The organism is Gilliamella sp. B2838 (assembly GCF_026536185.1).
Classification (GTDB): domain Bacteria; phylum Pseudomonadota; class Gammaproteobacteria; order Enterobacterales; family Orbaceae; genus Gilliamella.
This window is the reverse complement of record NZ_JAFNOO010000002.1, coordinates 185,410-208,602: the sequence shown is the minus strand read 5'-3', so window position 1 is coordinate 208,602 and position 23,193 is coordinate 185,410. Positions and strand designations below refer to the sequence as shown.

Sequence of the window (23,193 nt, the reverse complement as noted above, 5' to 3'; positions counted from 1 at the left end):
TCATTAGACAATGTTAATATTTTCTGTACATTGTTAGCAGGATTTCAATGCGTTGGTAATAGTCATGGTATCTAAACATAAAGTTGGTTTGATTTTCGGTAAATTTTATCCTTTACATTGTGGTCATATCTATCTAATTGAAAAAGCGATGACACAAGTTGATGAACTCCATATCATGTTAGGCTGTGAGGCAAATCGTGATAAACAACTTTTTGCAAGCAGTCGCCTACCTAAACAACCACAAGTGTGTGATCGTTTTTCATGGTTACAAGAAACGTTTAAAGATCGCCATAATATTCATGTCCATATTTTAGACGAATCTAACATTGAATATTATCCAAATGGTTGGCAAGATTGGAGTGATCGGGTAAAACAGATTTTAACTGATCATAAAATAGAACCTACAGTGGTTTTTACCAGTGAACCACAAGATATTAAAAATCATGAATTATATTTTCATTGTCCAGTCGTGTTAGTCGATGCTAATCGCGATTTTATTAACATTAGTGCGACTCAAATTCGTGAAAATCCATACCAAAATTGGTCTTTTATTGCCAAAGCTGCTAAACCTTTTTTTGTCAAAAAAATAGCAATTATTGGACAGGGAAAATTCAATGAGCTCCCTTTACAATTAGCTAATATCTATAACACACAATATGTATCAAATGGGTATATTAATTACATTGAACGTGAAATATCAACCCCTTATAATCAGCGTTATTTGAGTGAAACTGATTATATCCGTATTGCAATGTTACATGTGGAGCGGTTATCAAAAGCGATCGAAACAAGTAATAAGGTGCTTTTTACTTCAATCGATTTCGAAACACTGTCCCAATACTATACGCAAATCTTTCAAAAAGAACATGAGGTTTTAAAAGGTTTGAAAGAAAGCTATCATTTTGATTTAGTTATTCATCAACAAGATCTTGATTCGTCCAACACGATGTTACAAAATTTTGAAGCTATTTCTAAAATGGTTGAGTCATTATTGATTTAGTTCATCACATTTACAGTGGCTTATGCTAAAATAAGTCAACTCGATGTGATAGGTAAATTTTTATGTCTCAATCCCCTGATAAACAAGATAATAAAGAACAAGAAAAAATTGATTTTGGTTATACACAAGTTTTAAAGCAAGAAAAAGTCAAACGAGTTGCAGAAGTATTTCATTCCGTTGCTGATAAATACGATGTAATGAATGATCTTATGTCATTTGGTATTCATCGTATCTGGAAGAAGGTTACCATTGAATATAGTAGCGTACGTAAGGGCCAAAAAGTATTGGATTTAGCAGGTGGGACAGGTGATCTAACAGCTAAGTTTTCTCAACTAGTGGGGGATGATGGGCTAGTTGTGTTGGCTGATATTAATGAATCCATGCTGAAAGTTGGTCGAGACAAGTTACGCGACAAAGGTTTATTCAAAAATATAGAATATGTACAAGCGAATGCAGAAGAACTGCCTTTCGCTGATAACTATTTTGATTGTATTACCATATCGTTTGGACTGCGTAATGTGACTGATAAACAAAAAGCATTGTGTTCGATGTGGCGGGTATTAAAACCAGGCGGTCGTTTACTTATTCTTGAGTTTTCTAAACCTCAATACAAAATTCTAAATAAAGCTTACGATTTGTATTCTTTCACGATGCTACCATTAATGGGTAAAGTTGTGGCAAACGATGCCGATAGTTATCGTTATCTAGCTGAATCTATTCGTATGCATCCTGACCAAAAAACATTAAAGAAAATGATGGAAGATGCCGGTTTTGTAGACGTTAAATATCACAATATGACAGGCGGCATTGTGGCTTTGCATACTGGTTTTAAATTTTAAGGCGACATGCGACAACGATTATGACATTTTTTCGACTTTATAAAATATTGGCAGTATTTCGTGCATATCGATTAGATGAATTATTGCCAAAACACCATTCAGTAAGATGGCCTAAATTTTTGTCAAAGTGTTTATTTTGGATCCGCCCCAAAGCAAAACACCAAGAAATAGGGGAAAGGCTACGTCAAGCTTTGCAAGAGTTAGGTCCAGTTTGGATTAAATTTGGACAGATGATTTCAACTAGGCGTGATGTATTACCTATACATATTGCAGATGCGCTGGCTAAATTACAAGATCAAGTCGACCCTTTTGATGGGAAAATTGCTAAACAACTAATTGAAAGCGCATTAGAACAACCTCTAGATTACTATTTTTCTAATTTTGATGAAAAACCGCTAGCATCCGCATCTATTGCTCAAGTGCATACAGCGATATTAAAGCGCAGCCAAGCTGAGATAATAATAAAAGTATTACGTCCAAATATTCTACCGGTAATTCGCTCCGATATTGACCTAATGTATTGGGCCGCTAATCAGTTGACTAAACGCGTTAAATCGGGTGAAAAATTACGTGCTTTAGAGATTGTACGCGATTACGAAAGTACCTTATTAAAAGAGTTAGATTTACAGCAAGAAGCTTATAATACAGCTAGATTACGTGATAATTTCATCAATAGTGATATTTTGTATATACCGTATGTCTACCAAGATCTATGTCGAAAAAACATATTGGTTGAAGAGCGAATTAGAGGTGTTCCAATAGCCGATATTGAACAACTCAAGCATAAAAAAGTTAATATGAAATTACTGGCTGAACGAGGTGTTCAAGCATTTTTTACCCAAGTGTTTCGTGATAATTTTTTTCATGCAGATATGCATCCCGGTAATATCTTTGTGGATATTACTGATGTACAAAATCCAAGATACATCGGCATTGATTGTGCTATTGTCGGCGTACTAAGTGAAGATGATCAACGTTATCTTGCTGAAAACTTTCTTGCTTTTTTTAATCGGGATTATCGAAAAATTGCTGAAACTTATATTGCTTCGGGTTGGGTGCCTGAAACAACTGACGCAACTGCTCTTGAAATGGCAATGCGTAATGTTTGCGAGCCTGCTTTTGCTAAACCATTGTCAGCGATCTCTTTTTCACAAATTTTACTACAATTATTTCAAGTAGCCCGTCAATTTAATATGGATATTCAACCTCAATTAACTCTACTTGAAAAAACGTTATTTTACATAGAAGGATTAGGACGTCAGCTCTACCCCGAGCTTGATTTATGGCAAACCGCTAAACCTTTTTTAGAAAAATGGTATGAAGATAAGTATAGTGCTAAAAAAATATTACAACAATTTTGGACAGCATTACCGCAATGGCGCTCAATTTTGCCTGACTTACCTGTAAAATTAAATGATAATGCGCGCATGACAAAGCAGTTGAACCAACAATTAATGCAAATCCAGCAACAGATAAAACAGAGTAAAAAGCGCGAATCTTATCTTTTGGGGTTCACGGTTGTTATCAGCCTATTATGTATAATGGCGCTGATCATTCATTAGCATGTTATTTTAAAATCGTATAAATTAAGTGTATAATTTGTTTACCTAAGCTTGTTGGAGAAAGTTATCATGATGCCTAGTTTACCCCAACTATTAATATTGATTGCTGTTGTTGTATTATTATTTGGAACTAAAAAATTACGTTCATTAGGATCGGATCTTGGTGCGTCTATCAAAGGCTTTAAAAAAGCGATGAATGACGATGATGACAAAAAAGATCGTAATGATTCACAGCAAGTTGAAAATCTTGATTCTTCCGATAATAATACTAACAAAAAAGAGTAGCCTGTGTTTGATATTAGCTTTGGGCAATTACTATTAGTAATGATTCTTGGGCTGGTTGTATTAGGTCCCGAGCGCTTGCCTGTGGCAATTAAAACCGTTGCTAGCTGGATCAAAGTACTTCGTCGCATGTCAGCGACTGTACAATTAGAGTTAAATAAAGAACTTAAATTACAAGAGTTACAAGACAGTTTAAAAAAAGCTGAACAAAGTGGCTTAAAAACGCTCACTCCCGAGATTCAAGCTTCAATTGACGATTTAAAACGCGTTACCGAATCATTACAAAAAGAAATTGATTCAGCCGCTCACATTGATACTCAAACTCATTCTGATAAAGATAAATCATGACAGAAGACGCTACACAACCGTTAATTGGACATCTAATCGAGCTTCGGACTCGACTTTTACGCTGTATTATCTGTATCTTACTGGTATTAATTTGTTTACTCTATTTCTCAAATGATATCTATCATATTGTAGCTAATCCTTTAATTAGCCAATTACCGCAAGGCAGCAGTATGATTGCGACCGATATTGCAGCTCCTTTTTTTACCCCAATTAAACTCACCGCTATAGTCGCTATTTTTATTTCGATTCCCTATGTACTTTACCAAGTTTGGGGATTTATTGCTCCAGCCCTCTATCAGCATGAAAAACGTTTGGTTATGCCACTGATCGTATCAAGTACTGTACTTTTTTATATGGGGATCGCTTTTGCTTATTTTGTGGTGTTTCCATTAGCATTTTACTTTTTTATTCACACTGCACCAGTTGATGTTGCAATTAATACTGATATTACGAAGTATCTTGATTTTGTCATGACACTTTTTATCGTATTTGGTTTTGCATTTGAAGTGCCTGTGGCTATTATATTGCTCTGTTGGACAGGTGTTACCACTCCAAAAAATTTAAGAAAAAAACGCCCATATATTATTGTTGGTGTATTTGCTGTCGCTATGTTTGTGACCCCACCTGATGTATTTTCACAAATTCTTTTAGCGATTCCTATCTGTTTATTGTTTGAAATTGGTACTTTTTTTGCGAGGTTTTATCGCCCAAGAACTGCAGATATTAAAGACAATGAAGATGATAGCGAATCAAATAAAACTGAATAAGTCGTTATATAAAATATAAATGATAAGTAAAGGATAATTATTGATAATGAAAACTTCATTACCTGATTTTAGTCAAGCCAATGTACTAGTTGTTGGTGATATCATGTTAGATCGCTATTGGTATGGTGGAACCAATCGTATATCGCCTGAAGCGCCTGTACCTGTGGTTAAAATTGATGCATTAGAAGAGCGGCCAGGTGGCGCTGCCAATGTAGCAATGAATATCACTTCATTAAGTGGCAATGTTCGTTTAATTGGCTTAACAGGAATTGATGAAGCTGCTAAAATTCTCGATGAAGAATTAAGCAAACATCATGTTCATTGTGATTTTGTTGCTGTTTCTACTCATCCAACCATAACTAAATTAAGAGTACTTTCGCGTAATCAACAATTAATTCGAATCGATTTTGAAGAAGGATTTGATAAAGTTGATGCTAGCCCAATTTTAGAGCGTATACAAACTGCATTAACTACACATAAAGTATTAGTTTTATCTGATTATGCAAAAGGCGCGTTATCGTCCGTACAAAAGATGATTGATCTTGCTAATCAGGCTAATGTTCCTATTTTGGTTGATCCTAAAGGAACTGACTTTGAGCGTTACCGCGGCGCAACGTTACTGACGCCAAATATGTCAGAATTTGAAGCAGTGGTAGGGCAGTGTGATAGTGAGCAAGAAATTGTCGAAAAAGGGCTTGCACTTATCAAAAAATATCAACTTAAAGCATTACTTGTTACGCGTAGTGAAAAAGGCATGACACTATTACAGTTAGATAAACCAACTTATCATTTACCGACACAAGCTAAAGAAGTCTTTGACGTTACTGGCGCGGGTGATACTGTGATAGCCACATTAGCCGCGGCTTTAGCATCAGGTCAATCACTCGAAGATAGCTGTTATTTAGCCAATGCAGCAGCGGGTGTGGTTGTAGGCAAATTAGGTACTTCTACAGTATCACAAGTTGAGCTTGAAAATGCTATTCGTGCTCGAAAAGATAATGGTTTTGGTGTCATGACGGAAGATGAGCTAAAAGAAGAAGTTAAAAAAGCAAGACAACGCGGTGAAAAAATTGTCATGACCAATGGTTGCTTTGATATTTTGCATGCTGGTCATGTTTCTTATCTAGCCAATGCTCGAAAATTGGGAGATCGATTAATTGTCGCTGTAAATAGCGATGCATCGGTAAAACAATTGAAAGGTGAATCAAGACCGATTAACCCACTTATGCAACGTATGATTGTTTTAGGTGCGCTTGATTCAGTTGATTGGGTGGTACCATTTGAAGAACAAACACCACAACGACTGATCGCTAATATATTACCTGATGTATTAGTTAAAGGTGGTGATTATAAACCGGAAGACATCGCCGGTGGCAAAGAGGTGATTGATGCTGGCGGCATTGTCAAAGTACTTAATTTTGAAGATGGTTGTTCAACGACAAATATTATTAACACGATTAAAAGTCGTTAAATATGGTTCTTAACAATAAATTTACAAAATTAATTGTTTTATTTTACATAATCGATGTTATTGGTTATTATATGAACATATGACTAATAAATTTAATTATACAAGAATTTATTCAATGAAAAAGAATCTCATTATTTTAACTCTATTATCAACTTCTTTAATAGGGTGTGGCTTTTCAACTAAGGGACCATCAGTAGATATAAAACCTGTTCCAAATAATATTAATTTAAATAATGTTTGTGTTTATCGAAGTGTTAATACTCTTAGTTCATATGATAAAGCAGGTCAAATTATTGCTAATAAGCTTAATGAATTGAAAATAAGTAACAAACTTACCACTAAAGATAAATTAACAGAATGTTCTTATACTTTAAGCTATGATATTAGAAGAGCAATCGAAATACCAACTTATCTATCCATCATGTACGTTCAACTTGATGATAATGAAGGATATTCGGTAGGTTCCATAAAATATAGTCATATTGTTGAGGGAGGCTTTTTAACACTTAGCTCATCAAGTTTTACTAATACAGACAAAAAAATAAATGAGTTATTAGATAGGTTTCTCAATATTCAATCAGATAAAGGGATAGCGAATGAAAAGTAAACTAATCTTTTTATCTATTTTATTTTTGATTTCAGGCTGTAGTGTTTCAACATCAGATTACAAGTATATTGGAAAAGAAAATGATCCGAATTTAGAATTTTCGGCTGATTTCGGTGGTGGAACCATTCCACCAGTGCACTTCAGTCTAAATATTGACAATCCTGAAGATAATAAATGTAATGATTTTAATGAAATAGGATATTATTATCCAGAAAGCAGTATTTTTATTTTGGCTAAAATAAATCCTGAATTAAGCGCGAAGGTACCTGCTAATAAGTTTGTTTCCATAGCAAGCAATTATGATGTTGCAAATAGTGAATATTGTTACGCTGAAACTAAACAATTTATGGCAGAAGAAGGAAAAAACTATAAAATTAATTTCAAGATAGAAGGTGGATACTGTAATCTGGAAATTCTTGATAAAAAAACATCTCAGCCAGTTAAAGTTAAAGTTAAAGATAAATGTAGCAAATAATCAAGTTAATTAGCGACTTGATATTCAATCAAAATTAAATGAAGCGAGATATAACTATCTCCTTCATTGTTATTCCACTAAATTCATTCATATTTTCAATTTTGCCGGTTTTAATTTTATTATAACTATTAACCAACGATTAATGATTAATCGTTAATAACTATCATTAAATTTTAAATTTAATACTTTTTTTATTATCTCGTTTGTGCAAAGCTATAGCTAAATTAAGACAACGAGTATTAAGGATATTGAATGACGAAACATTATGATTATATTGCCATCGGTGGTGGTAGTGGCGGTATTGCGTCAGTTAACAGAGCGGCGTCATACGGAAAAAAATGTGCAATTATTGAAGCAAAATTATTAGGTGGTACTTGCGTTAATGTTGGTTGTGTACCTAAAAAGGTGATGTGGTATGGTGCGCAAATTGCCGAAGCAATAAAACATTATGGTCCAGATTATGGATTTGATACAACGATAAATCAATTTAATTGGGACAAATTAATCTCAAGTCGAAGCGCTTATATTGATCGTATTCATCAATCTTATGATAACGTGCTACATAAAAATAAGGTGGATGTGATTCAAGGATATGCTAAATTTATTGATTCACATACGGTTGAAGTAAATGGTGAATGTTATAGCGCGGATCATATTTTAATTGCAGTTGGTGGTAAACCAACTATACCTAACATTCCTGGTGCGCAGTATGGTATTACTTCTGATGGCTTTTTTGCATTGAAAGCATTACCAAAGCGTGTTGCAGTTGTGGGTGCGGGTTATATAGCTTGTGAAATTGCCAGTGTATTACATTCATTAGGCGCACAAACTCATCAATTTATTCGTAAAGCGACACCATTACGTTCTTTTGATCCACTTATTGTTGAGACATTAATGGAGGTTATTAAGACAGAAGGCCAAACTTTGCATACGTTTGCTATTCCTCAGTCTGTTACTAAAAATAGTGATAATTCATTAACATTAACGTTAGAAAATGGCGAAAGTTATACTGTTGATTGTGTGATTTGGGCAATTGGTCGAGAACCAGCAACCAACGATCTAAACTTATCCGCAGCAGGGGTAAAAACTAATGATAATGGCTTTGTTATGGTCGACAAATATCAAAATACTAATGTTCCAGGTATTTATTCTGTTGGCGATGATACAGGTGCTATCGCTCTAACACCTGTTGCCGTTGCAGCTGGACGCCGCTTATCTGAACGATTATTTAATAATAAAGTGGATGAACATTTAGACTATACTAATATTCCAACAGTTGTATTTACTCATCCAGCAATAGGTACGGTTGGTTTAACTGAACCTGAAGCCATTGCGCAATTTGGTGAGCAAAATGTAAAAGTATATACCTCAACTTTTACTGCAATGTATACTGCGGTCACAACGCATCGCCAACCATGTCGAATGAAGTTAGTGTGTGTTGGTAAAGACGAAAAAATTGTCGGAATTCATGGTATGGGTTATGGTATGGACGAAATGCTGCAAGGTTTTGCTGTGGCGCTTAAAATGGGTGCAACCAAAAAAGATTTTGATAATACTGTTGCTATTCATCCAACTGCGGCAGAAGAGTTTGTAACAATGCGATAATACTATTCAAATTTTAAAGTGACAACTTAAAGAAAAAGCAGATCTATTTGATCTGCTTTTTTTACTAAAATGATTAATGATCCGCTTCGTTTTGCCAGCCATTTTTAGCTAGAGGATAAAAACCAACAGCTACTGCAATTAGCGCAACAAATGAGATGTAAATTCCCGCACCTAAATAACTATATTCACCTAATAAATGGTCAGGACTTAATAAATAAATGGTCAACGTTGGTGTGATGGCACTAAATAATGCATATGCCAAATTGTAGGAAAACGATAAACCCGAATAACGAATAGCTGGTGGAAATGTTCTGGTACCAATAATTGGCGTCATGGCAATTGAACCAATAAATAGTCCAAATATCGCCCAAAGGCAGTACAGTTTTGCTAACGACATATCAGCAGTCAGTGAACTATAGAAAATGATACTGGCAATCGCAAGTCCGCCCCAGGTTATTACGACTGTTTTACTTGTTCCTAATTTATCATCAAGCCAACCAGAAATAACACAGCCTATTGTTAGTGTCAAAGCCGCAATACAGCCACCAATGCGCCAATCAAGATTGGCAAAGTGGTACATTCCACCAACAATTCGTCCTGGCGTGATTAATATTCCAACCATAATTGCAGTTGATAATGACCATGTTAACAGTGCAACAATGATACAAGCTGTTTTATGTTTTTTTAATACAGTAACAACAGGGATATTTTTTTCAATAGCTTTCCTTGCAGCTAATTCTTTAAAAATTGGTGTTTCTGAAAGAAATCGACGTAAATAAACTGAGATCACACCAAAAATACCGCCAATAATAAATGGAATTCGCCAAGCATAATCTAAAATATTTTCTTTGGTAAAATAAAGATCGATAATGATAGTGACAATAAAGCCAAGCATAATTCCACCCGTAATGCCTGATGTTAATGTGCCGACACCTAAACCATAGCGCTGTTTTGGCACATGTTCGGCAATAAACACCCATGCACCTGGCATTTCACCACCAATAGCTGCGCCTTGCAGCATACGCATCACTAATAGCAATAATGGTGCAAAAATGCCTATCATTTCATAAGTAGGTAAAACACCAATGATAAATGTCGGTAATGCCATCATTGCGACACTTAAAGTGAACATTTTTTTACGTCCTACTTTATCGCCAAAGTGCGCCATAATAATGCCACCAACAGGCCTTACCAAATAACCAGCAGCGAAGATACCCCATGCGAAAAGATCTAACGTCAATGGCGATAAAGTGTGGGGTAAAAAGAGTGGTTTGACAATGGTATCAATATATAGCGCATAGATAACAAAGTCATAAAATTCTAACGTTCCCCCTAAAGAGGATAAAACTAATGTTTTTAAATCCTTACTGTTTAATGGCCGGGCATTGGGTTGCCACTGCGCATTGATTTCAGATTGACTCATGAAAAGACCTTATAATTATTGTTAAATTAAGATAGATAATAAAAAAATATACTTTTTTTGATTAAAACTAAATATAAAGCGCTCATTTTGCCACAAAAAAATGTGTTTTTTTTTATCATAAAAAAATTTAATGGATGTTATAAAACCGACTATTTGATTTATAATTTACTATAGCTAAATTATGTATAATGTTTTTTTTAAATGAATATTAAAAAAATTCATTTATTAGGTAATAACTTGATGAAAAATAATGAAATAATACGTTGTAGTTGGGTTTCAAATGATTCGTTGTATATTGACTATCATGATAATGAGTGGGGTATTGCACAATACGATAGTCTTAAATTATTTGAAAAAATTTGTTTGGAAGGTCAGCAAGCAGGCTTATCTTGGATTACCGTACTAAAAAAACGTGATGAATATCGTCGCTGTTTTTTTAATTTTGATCCTAAAAAGATTATTCAATTAACAGCGCAAGATATCGATAAATTACTTACAAATAAGGGATTAATTCGAAATAAATTAAAACTTAATAGTATTATAAAAAATGCTAAAGCTTATCTTGCAATGCAAAATAATGGTGAAGACTTTTCACAATTTATTTGGTCATTTGTGGGTGGCAAACCAATCATTAATCATTTCAACGATATAAGCGAAGTTCCTATTACTACTGATATATCAGATAAAATGTCTAAAGCGTTAAAAAAAAGAGGCTTTAGTTTTGTTGGTTCGACGATCTGTTACGCTTTTATGCAATCGATGGGATTGGTTAATGACCATTTTCAATACTGTTATAAAAAAGGGTGTGAATCTAAATGCTAAAATTTATTAAATATGGTGTATTGGTTGTTTTAACATATTTCATTATTTGTAATATTGTTATTTATCTTTATGCACTTAAAAAACCTGAGAGTCACGCTGATGTGTTGATTGTCTTAGGCGCTCAAGTAGTTGATAACCCAGCAGAAGCATCACCCAGTTTACAAGTTCGCTTAGATTCGGCAGTAAATTATTTAAACGATAATACCGAAACTAAAGTCATCGTTTGTGGTGGTAAAGGTCAAGATGAGTCAGCTACAGAAGCCAGTGTGATGGCTCGTTATTTGCTCAATAAAGGCATTGATTTATCGAGAATCTATATTGAAGATAAATCACTACGTACAGTGGAACAAATACATAATGTACTTAATATTTTACCACCAAGTAAAACCGTAATTGCGACTAACGATTTTCATCTATTACGCTCTATAATGTTAGCTAAACGATTTGGTATCGAAGATGTATCTGGTTTATCAAGTCATTTAAGTTATGACAACGTTGATAGATATTTAGCATTGATCCGAGAACCACTGGCATTACTTAATTCATGGCTCTTCGATCATCCCAACGATTCAAGACAGTCACAACCATAAAAAAATGGTCATGCTGCATACTCCCAAACTAATTAATTTATCAATAATTTGTTGATGACCGAACAATGAATTTGCAAGTTTGCTAACGGTAAACACTCGACAAATACTGTATTTGCAATGTGTACATGGTATGATGAACACATTGCTTTTTAATTTTTTAGAAAAAAGAAAAATATGAAATCAGATACAATTGTTGCACAAGCAACACCGCCTGGTCGTGGTGGGGTTGGTATATTGCGTATCTCTGGCCCTAAAGCTCAAGAGGTTGCTAAAGCAGTTTTAGGCATTTTACCTAAGCCACGATATGCGCATTATTTACCTTTTTTAGCTTCTGACGGGACAACCTTAGATGAAGGCATTGCTTTATTCTTCCCCAATCCACATTCATTTACTGGTGAAGATGTACTTGAACTTCAAGGCCACGGTGGACCCGTTATTTTAGATCTATTGTTGAAACGTATTTTAGAAATTGCTGATGTGCGTATAGCAAGACCAGGGGAATTTTCCGAACGTGCTTTTATGAATGATAAATTGGATCTGGCACAAGCGGAAGCGATAGCCGATTTGATTGATGCCAGTTCTGAGCAAGCTGCAAAATCGGCAATTTCATCATTACAAGGGGTATTTTCACAAAAAGTTAATGCATTGGTTGAATCGTTAATTCATTTAAGGATTTTTACTGAAGCTGCCATCGATTTTCCCGAAGAAGAAATAGACTTTTTATCTGATGGCAAAATTGAAGCTCAGCTTGATGAAGTGATTATTCGCTTAAATGAAGTCAGACAAGAGGCGAAGCAAGGTTCGTTATTACGTGATGGTATGAAAGTTGTCATAGCAGGGCGCCCCAATGCTGGTAAATCGAGCTTACTTAATGCATTAGCAGGGCGCGATGCGGCTATTGTTACTGATATCGCCGGTACTACCCGTGATGTGTTACGTGAACATATTCATATTGATGGCATGCCATTGCATATTATTGACACAGCAGGGCTACGTGAAGCCAGTGACGAAGTCGAACGTATTGGTATTGAACGGGCTTGGCAAGAAATAAACCAAGCTGATCGCGTACTATTTATGGTTGATAGTACTACAACAACCGAAACCAACCCAGAAAAATTATGGCCTGAGTTTATTGAACGTTTACCTAAAAATATACCGATGACAGTTATTCGTAATAAAGCTGATCTAACAGGTGAACAACTTGGTCTTAGTGAAGTAAATGGCTACTCACTGATTCAACTTTCTGCACGGACAGGCGAAGGCATTGAGCTATTACGTGAACATCTTAAACAAGCCATGGGCTATACCAGTAGCACAGAAAGTGGATTTTTAGCCCGTCGTCGCCATTTACAGGCACTAGAAAAAGCCGCTGAACATTTAAATAACGGTAAGTACCAACTCACGACATTTCATGCAGGTGAACTATTAGCCGAAGAATTAAGGTTAGCACAAGAAGCCTTAAGTGAAATAACGGGTCAATTTACTTCGGATGATTTACTTGGACGGATATTTAGTTCGTTTTGTATTGGAAAATAACATAAATCGATAATTATTCTAATTATTGCCATAATTTTCACTGTATAAATTAAACTGGGCTGTATTTGAAATATAAGATTTAATGCTCAAAAGAGGTGAATATTATCAATATAACAAGGATAGTTTGTTGTATTAACATTAGATTCTAACTAGAAGAAACGTAATTATAATAACTTTGTATAGAATAGAAATAATCTAGTATGCGTGTAATGCGATTACTGTATAAGTTGGATGATTTATGAAAAACTATTTAGTCAAATTTTTCTTTTAATTATACTAATTTAATTAACTGGTTGTAGCCTTATGGACTATAAAAAAGTTATCCAATATGTAGAGCCAAGTGCTAATGAACCAAGGGCAAGGGTTATGCTTGTAGGGGATTATGATAGTTGGTATCATTTTAGTATTATCAATTTTGATGTAATAAAACCTAATTTTGGTTATCTATATACTGAAGGTAAAACAACAAATAGACCAAAAGTAAAAAATTTGGGAATGAACATAAAGGTGAAAGGCAAAAATAAAGCTAATCAAGTTTACTTACCTGCTGGTCAAATAATAAAAATTGGCGTTTATGGTCAACCGTCTGGTATGAACGTTACTCTTTTTGTATTCGTGGTAAAACTATGACTCTAGAGCAAAATATTGATTATGTTCTTTCCTTTGATAAAGTTACATTAAATAATAAAAAATATTGCCTTCTTTAGCTATACAAAGTTATTAATAAAACTCAGCTTGAACTTATTAAAAATTAGTTATATATAATGCTATATAGGTACAACCGAAAACAATTATTTAAAAGAATGGTTCTTTGTGTAACGTTTAAATGATGTTAATTGAATTTTTATTCAATAATAGATTTTATCAGATTGATTAGAGAGGTTTATCATGAAATTAATAGTCGATAATATGAGTTGTCAGCATTGTGTTAAAGCCATTACTAAGGCGATTAACGATATCGATCCCAAAGCTAAGGTGACGGTTGATTTAGCCAAACATGAAGTTGATATTGAGGGGGGTAGCATTTCGCAAGAAGCAGCAATTGCAGCAGTCAATGAAGCCGGTTATGAGTTTGTGGGTATTTCATATTAATTTTAATCAGTTTAATGGTAGATAACTATCCGGTGATTTTACTGTGTAGCATGTGGCAAAATATTAAGTCAAATTAAAAGGGGATTTTCGCTAAAATCCCTTTTTTGTTTTCTGCTATATTTTTGTTGACTATTCATGGTTGCAATGTATTTCACTTAAAGCAATCTCAATAAAACCCCACTCAAAATCATGATAATGATAGATGCAATTATCAATGATTAAATCTACTTGACTAAGTCGATATTTTCGCCATAATTGCCGTAAATATTCAATATTTCAAAATGTTATTTACCTGCAATGCTTAAAAGGATAATCAATATGCAAGGAAAAACGTTAAATGCGATCGTTACAATTATTGTTGGGTTTGCAATGGTTTTTACCGTCAATGCTTACCAAATTGATTGTCCAAAATCGATTGATGTTAAAGAAAAAGTTGAAAACATGTCAGACGGATGGGGGGCAGCTGATAGGGAAGAATTTTGGAATAGTGGTTTTGTGAAAAACATTTCACATAAATCTACCGGTGTAGGTGTTTTTTTGGGAGAGCCTTTAGTGGTACAAAAATCTGAGGATTATGTGCTGAATAACAAGAAAGGTTTTAAGAAATATCGCAATGAATGGGACGTAAGTTTACGACCTGAAGATACTGATCGTTATTATGCTTCATGTTTCTATTATAACAGTGAGGTTGTATTAGTAAAAAAAATTGATACATCGATGAAAAGCTGCTGGACTGACGTCTCTTTAGATGAGCTTGGTAATGAGATAAATAGTGAACACACACTTTATTGCAGTACCAATAAAAGGGGTGATAATCATTAATGTTATGTGGGATCGCTAGTCATTGCAATCCCCCTAGTTTAACACTCTATTTCATCATGATTTTCACTCAATTAGGCTAAAATAATTGATTATGTGCCTAAAAATTTTAAAAGGATGAACAATATGCAAGGAAAAACGTTAAATGCGATCGTTACAATCATTGTCGGGTTTGCAATGGTTTTTACCGTCAATGCTTACCAAATTGATTGCCCAAAATCGATCGATGTTCGAGAAAAAATGGTAAACATGCCAGAAGGTTGGGACCTGATTGGTAAGAGCAAATATGCTGATGCTTCTGATATCGATAAGACTATCCTTTCACAGGACTTTTGGGGTATTAATGTTTATCTAGACGATCCGGCGGCGATACAAAGACCCCATCAACGTTTGCTAAGTAAAAAGAATGGCGTTAAAAAATATCAGTTTATCTGGGAGGTTGAACAATTTAAACCTAATGAGAACTTTTATGTTCGTTGTGACTACTCTGGAAGTAGGGTTAAATTGGTGCAAAAAATTGACTCATCGATGAAAAGCTGTTGGATTTTTTATTCTCAGGATAAATACGGCAATAACGTATCTCATGAAAATACACTTTATTGCAGTACAAATAAAGCCGAAGATGTTAAATAATCCTATGTGGGATTGCAAAGCTTGGCAATCCCACACCCGTTCAACTCTCAAACTGTCATGATTTTCCCTAATAACGGGTAATCAAGCATCAAGTAATCCATTATTTTGCTCGCTAGCTTTTACCACCATTGATAAAAATGGTGGGTTGGACCAATTCCTTTGCCAATCGATAAATCATCGGCATGACTAATTGCACCTTGTAAGTAGTTCTTTGCTTGTTGAATGGCATCTGGCAAGCTGTGTTGCGGTAATAATGCGGTAATTGCAGCTGATAAAGTGCATCCTGTACCATGCGTATTTTTAGTTTGGATACGAGGCGATACCATTCTAATTGTTTGGTTTGACGTAATTAAATAATCTGGGCTTTCTTGACTAAGTAAATGCCCACCTTTGATTAATACCGCTTTACAACCTAATTTTAGCAAGGCATGTCCTTGTGCCTGCATTTCGTCCTCATTTTGGGCTTCTTGACAATCGAGCAGGGCAGCCGCTTCTGGTAGATTCGGGGTGATAACGGTGGCTAATGGTAAGAGTAATTCACGGATTGCATTCACCGCATCAGATTTCAGTAGTGGATGACCGCCTTTAGCCACCATGACAGTATCAAGTACGATGTTGGCAATCGGATGTTTTTTTAAGAGATGATGAACCACTGTCACAATCTCTTTATTCATTAACATGCCCATTTTTACACTATCAATATTGATATCCTGATACAGAGTATTAAATTGGGCTTCTACAAATTCAGGCGAGACAGGTAAAACAGCATCGACGCCTTGCGTGCTTTGTGCGGTTAATGCGGTGATCACTGACATGCCATAAGCACCTAACGCCGAAAAGGTTTTCAAATCTGCTTGTATACCCGCGCCACCGCTAGGATCGGAGCCGGCAATGGTTAATGCAACTGTTGTCATTCTTTGATTTCCTATCTTGCTTGTTGAATTTTGGTCAGTAGCGATTGACTGGCATTAGCAATATCTGCTTGACCACAAATAGCGGATACTACTGCGACACCTTCAATACCAGTTTTTATGACCTCAGTGACATTGGATAAACCAATTCCGCCAATGGCAACCGCAGGACACTGTTTGAGTTTCACAAGTTCAGCTAATTGTGCAGTACCTATGGCGGAAGCCGCATCTTTTTTGGTTGAAGTTGGGAAGATTGGCCCAATACCCAAATAATCAACCAATTGCCATTCAACGGCATCAAGTTGTTGTTGATTACTAACAGAAAAGCCGAGCCATTTATTTGCACCGATTAATTGACGAGTAACGGCAACAGGTAGATCACGCTGTCCAATATGTACGCCGTCAGCGTCTATCGCTAATGCGATATCGACATGATCATTAATAAGTAGCGGTACTGGCGTGTCTTTTAAAAGGTGCTTGAGCTGCATAGCTGCATGATACCAATCTTTACCTGATAGTTCTTGTTCTGATCTTAATTGTACGGTAGTTACACCATTTTCAATGGCAATTTTGGTGGTATTAAGCATACCTTGAATACCGCCACACAATTGCGGATCGAGCACTAAATAGAGGGTTAAATCGAGTTGTTTTTTCATCTGCTTGCCCTATTTTGAACCATCAACAAAAAGTGAAAGCTGATCGATAAGCGACACAGCAAAACTGCCTAGTCCTTGCTGTTTATTGGCTCGCTCACCAGCTTTTTTCATCATATAACAAGCACTGGCTGTGGCAGCTAAACTATCAGCACCACAAGCAATAAACGCAGCAACCATCGCGGATAATGAACAACCTGTACCGGTAACAGACGTTAATGCAATATCTCCACCCGCAATGCGATAGGTGTTCTCGCCGTCAGTGATATAGTCAATATCGCCTGTCATGGCGACAATGGTTTGATAACGACGAGCCAATTGTTGAGCTGCCGTTAATGCAACCGTTGTCGAATCTTGGCTATCGGTACCTTTAGAAGAAGAATGTTCGCCATTTAGCGCTAAAATTTCAGAGGCATTACCCCGAATCGCTGTAGGTTGGTATTTTAATAATTGTTGAGCGATATCAGTGCGATAAGCTAAGGCAGGTCCAACGGCAACCGGATCAAGCACCCAGCGTGTTCGGCTTTGTTGGGCTTGTTCGGCAGCTAACAGCATACTTTCAGCAATATTGCTATGCAGTGTTCCAATATTAATTAATAAGCTATTGGCAATATCGACAAATGATTTCACTTCTTGTTTGGCAATAATCATCGCTGGCGATGCACCAATTGCCAGTAAGATATTGGCGGTAAAATTTTGCACGACCTCATTGGTGATGCAATGCACTAATGGGCGTTGCTGCTTAACAAGGTGAATAAATGGTGTGGCGTGCTCAGCCTGAAAGGTTTTTATCTCTGACATATTCTTTCCTTAACGATTAATACAACTTATAACAGGTTAGGAAGAATTTGCCAATCAGAAGGTTAACGGCTTAGACTTCCCTACGCTGGTATAATCCAGATCAGGTTCAACGGGTAAAATCTCAGTTTTTTGTATCAAACAAAAAACACCCCGAGTCAAAACAATTTGTGTATTATGAACTGAGTATCAGTTTTAAACAAGATTATTGTAATAATCTTTCAATATCGGTTATGGCTTTTCTATCAGGTAAAAAGATGATTAAGTGGTCATTATCTTCAATAGTTAAATCAGTATTAACAATAATCACATCTTCACCTCGTACTACTGCACCAATTGTTGCAGCTGAAGGTAATTTTAATCCATTGATATTTTTACCAACAAGTTTTGATGTATCACTATTGCCTTTCGCCACAACTTCAATAATTTCGGATTCCCCTTGTCTGAGTGAAACGACTTTGACGATACCCGTTTGTCTTACATGGCTTAAAAGCTCAGAGATTGTGGCATGCTGTGGTGAAATAGCAATATCAATCACACTATCATTGATCAATTCTAGGTAAGCTTGCCGTTGAATCAAAACAATCACTTTTTTAGCGCCCATTCGTTTAGCCAGCATTGATGACATAATGTTAGATTCATCATCACTGGTGACAGCGATAAAGAGATCGGTTAATTCTACCTGTTCTTGTGAGAGGAGTTCTTGGTCTGAAGATTCGCCATGTAATACGGTTGTATTGACCAACTGTTCAGCAATAAACTCAGCTCGTTGAGCATTACGTTCAATTAACTTTACTTGATAATCGTTTTCTAAGCGTTTGGCTAGAGCGACAGCAACACCGCCTCCGCCACTAATAATGATACGTTTATAGGGCTTTTCTAAGCGTTGTAATTCACTTGTTACGGCTTTTATGTTCACCGGAGGGGTAATAAAATAGACCATATCACCCGCTTCAATTAAGGTTGAACCGATTGGGCGAATAAAACGATTTTTTCGATATATCGCAACCACTCGAGCTTCTACATGCGGTAAATGCTCTTTTAGTTCAGATAATTCACTGCCCACTAATGCACCGCCATAATAAGCAGTGACTGCAACCAGACAGACACGATTATCATAAAAAGAGGCAAATTGTAAAGCGCCTGGATATTGTACTAACCGGCTGACATGATTAGTGATTAAATTTTCGGGTGCGATGATGTGGTCAATATTAATACAATCTTTGTTAAAGAAGGGATATTTTTCGTCGTTATATTCAGGTGCTCGAATACGGGCAACTTTTTGCGGTATTTTAAACATGACATGACCAATTTGACAGGCCATCATGTTAACTTCATCAGAATTGGTTACAGCAACAAGCATATCAGCGGATTCGGCACCGGCGCTTTCTAATACCTGAGGGTATGAAGATTTTCCTAAAATAACTTGTAAATCAAAGCGTTCTTGTAGTGATTGCAGTTTGTCATGATCTTCATCAACGACAGTAACATCGTTTTGTTTTTCGGTAACCAGATACTCAGCTAATGCACTGCCGGTTTGTCCTGCACCTAGAATAATAATCTTCATAACAGACCTATCATCGTTAAATGACTTTACTACGCTTGCCATCTTATGACAAGCGTACTTATGTCAATTAATATTGTTTAAGTTTACCCTTAATTCGTGCTATTTATTCGACTCGCTATTAAACAAAACCGATTACATCGTATACTTTTTTCAAGGTCGGCTCGGCTTTAGCGCGCGCTTTTTCAGCGCCTTCACGCATAATAGAAAATAGATAATTTTCATCGTTGCGATACTCATGATAACGGGCTTGTAATGTTGTTAACATATCGATCACTTGCGTTGCTACTTCCGTTTTCAAATGACCATACATCTTTCCTTCAAACTCTTTTTCAAGCTCTGCTACCGGTTTACCTGTAACGCCAGTTAAAATATCTAATAAATTAGAAACGCCGACTTTATTTTTTAAGTCATAGCGAACTACTGGTGGCTCGTCAGAATCGGTCATCGCACGTTTGATCTTTTTCTCCACATCTTTTGGATTTTCAAGTAGGCCGATCACGTTATTGCGGTTTTCATCAGATTTAGACATTTTTTTGGTTGGTTCTTGTAATGACATCACTCTTGCACCAACTTTAGCAATAAATGGCTCTGGTACAGTAAAAACATCACCATAAAGTGCATTAAATCGCATAGCAATATCACGTGTTAACTCAAGGTGTTGTTTCTGATCATCGCCAACCGGTACTAAATTGGCTTGATATAGCAAAATATCAGCAGCCATAAGCACAGGATAATCAAATAGACCAGCATTAATGTTTTCTGAATGACGTGATGATTTATCCTTAAATTGCGTCATGCGGCTAAGTTCACCAAAATAGGTATAGCAGTTTAACGCCCAGCCTAATTCTGCATGGGCAGGAACATGAGATTGTACAAATATAGTGCTCTTTTGTGGATCGATTCCGCATGCCAAATATAATGCCATTGTATCTAGCGTTGCTTTGCGTAATTTTTGTGGATCTTGTCTTACGGTTATCGCATGTTGATTGACAATACAGTAAATGCAGTCATATTCGTTTTGTAGCGCAACCCAATTTTTTAAAGCACCTAAATAGTTGCCAAGTGTTAGTTCTCCTGAAGGTTGTGCACCACTAAATACAATCGGTTTACTCATAATTTATTCCTAATTTATTTATGCTTTGTTTTTTGCTAATTATTTTTTTGCATCAGCTTTGGGATGAGGTAATAACGTTAATATATCTTTAAAATCATCAAATAAGAAATCGGGATCACTTGTTGCAATCGATATTCCATAATTATAACCATAGCTTAATGCTACAGTAGGGCAATGTGCATTTTTAGCTGCCATAATGTCATTTTGAGAATCACCTACAAATAATAATTGATCACTAAATAGACCAAAGGTCGCCATCACTTGATAAAGTCCAGCTGGATGAGGTTTTAATTTGATCACATCACCACCCCCTAAGACTAACGAAAAGTATTCTTTTATCCCTAAAGAAGTCAGTAAATCAGGCAAAAATTGTGCAGGTTTATTGGTGACTAAAGCAAGTGGATAGTGGTTGTCATGTAATGCTTTTAAGGTTTGTTTGACGTGTGGAAATAACTTAGTTTCTACATCCATAACCTTATCATAATGTCGATTAAAGAGTGCCTTGGCTTGTGAAAACATTTCATTGGAAGGTTGGACATTGATAGCTTTAAATATGCGTTCTAACATCACATCAATGCCATTACCTACAAAGTTTTTAACCTGTTCATTGGTTATCGTATTTAATTTTAAATCGGCAAGCATATGCTTGGCTGCAAGCGCAAGTCCAGGAACACTATCCACTAGTGTTCCATCCAGATCAAAGGCGATGGCTTGAATATCGTCGAGTTTAGGCATGAGTTACTCCTGATAGCGCTTTACGCATTGCATCAATCACTGTTTTATAATCTGGTTGACTAAATATTGCTGAACCTGCAACAAACATATCTGCACCAGCTTTAGCAATTTCGGCAATGTTATCAACTTTTACACCACCATCAATTTCTAAACGAATATTTTGTTTAGATTGATTAATACGCTCTCTTACTTGTTGTAGTTTTTTCAATGTTGATGGAATAAATGATTGCCCACCAAAACCAGGATTTACGCCCATTACTAAAATAATATCGACTTTATCCATCACATAATCTAAGTAATTTAAAGGTGTAGCAGGATTAAGCACAATACCCGCTGTGCAGCCATGATCTTTGATTAATTGTAAAGAACGATCTAAGTGGATAGTCGCTTCTGGATGAATAGAAATATTCGTTGCACCTGCTTTAGCAAATGAAATAATCAGCTCCTCAACAGGGGTAACCATTAAATGGACATCTATCGGTGCTGTTATACCAAAATCGCGCAGAGCCTTACAAAACATACTGCCCATGGTAAGATTGGGAACAAAGTGATTGTCCATTACATCAAAATGAACAACATCTGCTCCTGCATCAAGTACTTTTTGAGTATCCTCACCAAGGCGGGCAAAGTCAGCAGATAATATTGATGGGGCTATAATAAATTCTTTCATGATAAAACCTCTTGTGCTAAAAGCTCATCCCTGTCGTTTAAGATTTTTGATATAGTGCTAAAATCTCGTCAATTTTTTTTCGCCCTTCACCAGCACAGCTAATCGAACGACGCATTTCGGCCCGATAAAGATGACGTGCTTTTTTATATAAGCTTCTTGTATAAGAAGTATCATGATTAGATACAAGAACCGGAATATCATTTTGATAGGCGATATTTTCAGCAAGTTGCGATAACTTTTTATGTTCTTCAAAGCCAAAATTATTCGAATAATAGGCTGTAAAACCCGCCGAATCACCCGCTGAAAGGTAAGGAGGGTCACAATAAATTACGGAATTTTGTTTAGCTTTTTTCATTACTTCATAATAAGGAGCACAAATAAATTGGGCATTTTGAGCTTTTTTAGCAAAAAAATAGAGTTCTCTTTCTGGAAAATAGATAGTTTTGTAACGACCAAATGGTACATTAAAAAAACCACTATTATTATAACGGCATAAGCCGTTATAACCATGTCGATTTAAATAAACAAATAATAGTGAACGTATATATTGATCTTTACTATGATTAAATACATCACGCAGTTGATAAAAGGCATCAGACTGGTTATTCTGATGAGTAAATAATAATTTAAGATCATTAATAAATTGATCTGGGCTGGATTTTAACAAGTTAAATAATGCAATCAGATCATGATTGATGTCAGCTAAAATATAGCTTTTATAATGTGTATTTAAAAATACTGATCCAGCACCAACAAAAGGTTCAATTAATTGATCGCCTTCAGGGAGATATCGCCTAATTGTGTCCACAAGCTCATATTTTCCTCCTGCCCATTTTAAAAAGGCTCGTTGCTTTTTCAACGGTTACTCCTAGTT

General features: G+C 35.7%; 24 protein-coding genes, 2 pseudogenes and 1 riboswitch. Of the genes and pseudogenes, 17 read left to right on the top strand and 9 right to left on the bottom strand.

Going from position 1 to position 23,193, the window contains the following annotated elements; genetic code table 11:
- Positions 1 to 64: 64 nt before the first annotated feature.
- The 10 genes and pseudogenes from nadR (at position 65) to gorA (ending at position 8,956) form a co-directional block, all read left to right on the top strand.
- On the top strand, positions 65 to 1,000 hold the full coding sequence (gene nadR / locus J3U63_RS02790) for a multifunctional transcriptional regulator/nicotinamide-nucleotide adenylyltransferase/ribosylnicotinamide kinase NadR (RefSeq protein WP_267370378.1): 936 nt from the start codon (positions 65 to 67) through the stop codon (positions 998 to 1,000).
- Between the two features lie 62 nt (positions 1,001 to 1,062).
- Positions 1,063 to 1,839, top strand: coding sequence for a bifunctional demethylmenaquinone methyltransferase/2-methoxy-6-polyprenyl-1,4-benzoquinol methylase UbiE (gene ubiE, locus J3U63_RS02785; protein ID WP_065634779.1), 777 nt, complete (start codon positions 1,063 to 1,065; stop codon positions 1,837 to 1,839).
- Positions 1,840 to 1,859: 20 nt separating this feature from the next.
- Positions 1,860 to 3,368 (top strand): annotated as a pseudogene (gene ubiB, locus J3U63_RS02780) (ubiquinone biosynthesis regulatory protein kinase UbiB); the annotation flags it as partial.
- A 102-nt stretch (positions 3,369 to 3,470) separates the two neighbouring features.
- Positions 3,471 to 3,686, top strand: coding sequence for a twin-arginine translocase TatA/TatE family subunit (tatA, locus tag J3U63_RS02775; RefSeq protein WP_416379585.1), 216 nt, complete (start codon positions 3,471 to 3,473; stop codon positions 3,684 to 3,686).
- Between the two features lie 3 nt (positions 3,687 to 3,689).
- Positions 3,690 to 3,983 (top strand): annotated as a pseudogene (gene tatB / locus J3U63_RS02770) (Sec-independent protein translocase protein TatB); the annotation flags it as partial.
- Between the two features lie 44 nt (positions 3,984 to 4,027).
- A complete protein-coding gene (gene tatC / locus J3U63_RS02765) occupies positions 4,028 to 4,798 on the top strand; it encodes a twin-arginine translocase subunit TatC (RefSeq protein WP_267333674.1) in 771 nt (256 codons plus the stop codon).
- Positions 4,799 to 4,844: 46 nt separating this feature from the next.
- Positions 4,845 to 6,269: a bifunctional D-glycero-beta-D-manno-heptose-7-phosphate kinase/D-glycero-beta-D-manno-heptose 1-phosphate adenylyltransferase HldE gene (gene hldE / locus J3U63_RS02760; RefSeq protein ID WP_267343605.1), complete on the top strand. Its 1,425-nt coding sequence runs from the start codon at positions 4,845 to 4,847 to the stop codon at positions 6,267 to 6,269.
- A 115-nt stretch (positions 6,270 to 6,384) separates the two neighbouring features.
- On the top strand, positions 6,385 to 6,876 hold the full coding sequence (locus tag J3U63_RS02755) for a hypothetical protein (RefSeq protein WP_267370377.1): 492 nt from the start codon (positions 6,385 to 6,387) through the stop codon (positions 6,874 to 6,876).
- On the top strand, positions 6,866 to 7,351 hold the full coding sequence (locus J3U63_RS02750; protein ID WP_267333671.1) for a hypothetical protein: 486 nt from the start codon (positions 6,866 to 6,868) through the stop codon (positions 7,349 to 7,351). Before J3U63_RS02755 ends, J3U63_RS02750 begins: the two co-directional genes overlap by 11 nt.
- 252 nt (positions 7,352 to 7,603) lie before the next feature.
- Positions 7,604 to 8,956 (top strand): glutathione-disulfide reductase, encoded by a 1,353-nt coding sequence (gene gorA / locus J3U63_RS02745; RefSeq protein ID WP_267370375.1) that lies wholly within the window; start codon positions 7,604 to 7,606, stop codon positions 8,954 to 8,956.
- Between the two features lie 73 nt (positions 8,957 to 9,029).
- Here gorA and J3U63_RS02740 read toward each other — a convergent pair whose 3' ends face one another.
- Positions 9,030 to 10,379 (bottom strand): MFS transporter, encoded by a 1,350-nt coding sequence (locus tag J3U63_RS02740; protein ID WP_267370374.1) that lies wholly within the window; start codon positions 10,377 to 10,379, stop codon positions 9,030 to 9,032.
- Between the two features lie 201 nt (positions 10,380 to 10,580).
- Here J3U63_RS02740 and J3U63_RS02735 point away from each other — a divergent pair, with 201 nt between their 5' ends.
- The 7 genes from J3U63_RS02735 (at position 10,581) to J3U63_RS02705 (ending at position 15,871) form a co-directional block, all read left to right on the top strand.
- On the top strand, positions 10,581 to 11,201 hold the full coding sequence (locus J3U63_RS02735) for a DNA-3-methyladenine glycosylase I (protein ID WP_267370372.1): 621 nt from the start codon (positions 10,581 to 10,583) through the stop codon (positions 11,199 to 11,201).
- On the top strand, positions 11,195 to 11,791 hold the full coding sequence (locus tag J3U63_RS02730; RefSeq protein WP_267370371.1) for a YdcF family protein: 597 nt from the start codon (positions 11,195 to 11,197) through the stop codon (positions 11,789 to 11,791). Before J3U63_RS02735 ends, J3U63_RS02730 begins: the two co-directional genes overlap by 7 nt.
- A 174-nt stretch (positions 11,792 to 11,965) precedes the next feature.
- Complete coding sequence (mnmE, locus tag J3U63_RS02725) at positions 11,966 to 13,327, top strand: tRNA uridine-5-carboxymethylaminomethyl(34) synthesis GTPase MnmE (protein ID WP_267343603.1); 1,362 nt, start codon at positions 11,966 to 11,968, stop codon at positions 13,325 to 13,327.
- 303 nt (positions 13,328 to 13,630) lie between these two features.
- Complete coding sequence (locus tag J3U63_RS02720) at positions 13,631 to 13,957, top strand: hypothetical protein (protein ID WP_267348292.1); 327 nt, start codon at positions 13,631 to 13,633, stop codon at positions 13,955 to 13,957.
- A 258-nt stretch (positions 13,958 to 14,215) separates the two neighbouring features.
- Positions 14,216 to 14,419 (top strand): heavy-metal-associated domain-containing protein, encoded by a 204-nt coding sequence (locus J3U63_RS02715; RefSeq protein WP_267333664.1) that lies wholly within the window; start codon positions 14,216 to 14,218, stop codon positions 14,417 to 14,419.
- Positions 14,420 to 14,737: 318 nt separating this feature from the next.
- A complete protein-coding gene (locus J3U63_RS02710) occupies positions 14,738 to 15,241 on the top strand; it encodes an STY0301 family protein (protein ID WP_267333663.1) in 504 nt (167 codons plus the stop codon).
- A 123-nt stretch (positions 15,242 to 15,364) separates the two neighbouring features.
- Positions 15,365 to 15,871, top strand: coding sequence for an STY0301 family protein (locus J3U63_RS02705; RefSeq protein ID WP_267343598.1), 507 nt, complete (start codon positions 15,365 to 15,367; stop codon positions 15,869 to 15,871).
- A gap of 119 nt (positions 15,872 to 15,990) precedes the next feature.
- On the opposite strand, the gene thiD is transcribed toward J3U63_RS02705, so the two are convergent.
- From thiD to J3U63_RS02665, 8 genes are all read right to left on the bottom strand, one after another.
- Positions 15,991 to 16,785: a bifunctional hydroxymethylpyrimidine kinase/phosphomethylpyrimidine kinase gene (gene thiD, locus J3U63_RS02700; protein WP_267370370.1), complete on the bottom strand. Its 795-nt coding sequence runs from the start codon at positions 16,783 to 16,785 to the stop codon at positions 15,991 to 15,993.
- Positions 16,786 to 16,796: 11 nt separating this feature from the next.
- Positions 16,797 to 17,438: a thiamine phosphate synthase gene (gene thiE / locus J3U63_RS02695; RefSeq protein WP_267333660.1), complete on the bottom strand. Its 642-nt coding sequence runs from the start codon at positions 17,436 to 17,438 to the stop codon at positions 16,797 to 16,799.
- Positions 17,439 to 17,447: 9 nt separating this feature from the next.
- The gene (thiM, locus tag J3U63_RS02690) at positions 17,448 to 18,236 is read right to left on the bottom strand and encodes a hydroxyethylthiazole kinase (protein WP_267333659.1); all 789 of its coding nucleotides are present in this window, start codon (positions 18,234 to 18,236) and stop codon (positions 17,448 to 17,450) included.
- Positions 18,237 to 18,296: 60 nt separating this feature from the next.
- Positions 18,297 to 18,399: riboswitch (TPP riboswitch) on the bottom strand.
- Positions 18,400 to 18,438: 39 nt separating this feature from the next.
- A complete protein-coding gene (gene trkA, locus J3U63_RS02685) occupies positions 18,439 to 19,842 on the bottom strand; it encodes a Trk system potassium transporter TrkA (protein ID WP_255307739.1) in 1,404 nt (467 codons plus the stop codon).
- 76 nt (positions 19,843 to 19,918) lie between these two features.
- Complete coding sequence (gene trpS, locus J3U63_RS02680) at positions 19,919 to 20,914, bottom strand: tryptophan--tRNA ligase (protein WP_267343597.1); 996 nt, start codon at positions 20,912 to 20,914, stop codon at positions 19,919 to 19,921.
- A 39-nt stretch (positions 20,915 to 20,953) separates the two neighbouring features.
- The gene (locus J3U63_RS02675; protein ID WP_267343596.1) at positions 20,954 to 21,649 is read right to left on the bottom strand and encodes a phosphoglycolate phosphatase; all 696 of its coding nucleotides are present in this window, start codon (positions 21,647 to 21,649) and stop codon (positions 20,954 to 20,956) included.
- On the bottom strand, positions 21,642 to 22,319 hold the full coding sequence (gene rpe, locus J3U63_RS02670; RefSeq protein ID WP_267333656.1) for a ribulose-phosphate 3-epimerase: 678 nt from the start codon (positions 22,317 to 22,319) through the stop codon (positions 21,642 to 21,644). The genes J3U63_RS02675 and rpe overlap by 8 nt, the downstream gene beginning before the upstream one ends.
- 37 nt (positions 22,320 to 22,356) lie before the next feature.
- Complete coding sequence (locus J3U63_RS02665; protein WP_267333655.1) at positions 22,357 to 23,178, bottom strand: Dam family site-specific DNA-(adenine-N6)-methyltransferase; 822 nt, start codon at positions 23,176 to 23,178, stop codon at positions 22,357 to 22,359.
- Between the last annotated feature and the right edge of the window lie 15 nt (positions 23,179 to 23,193).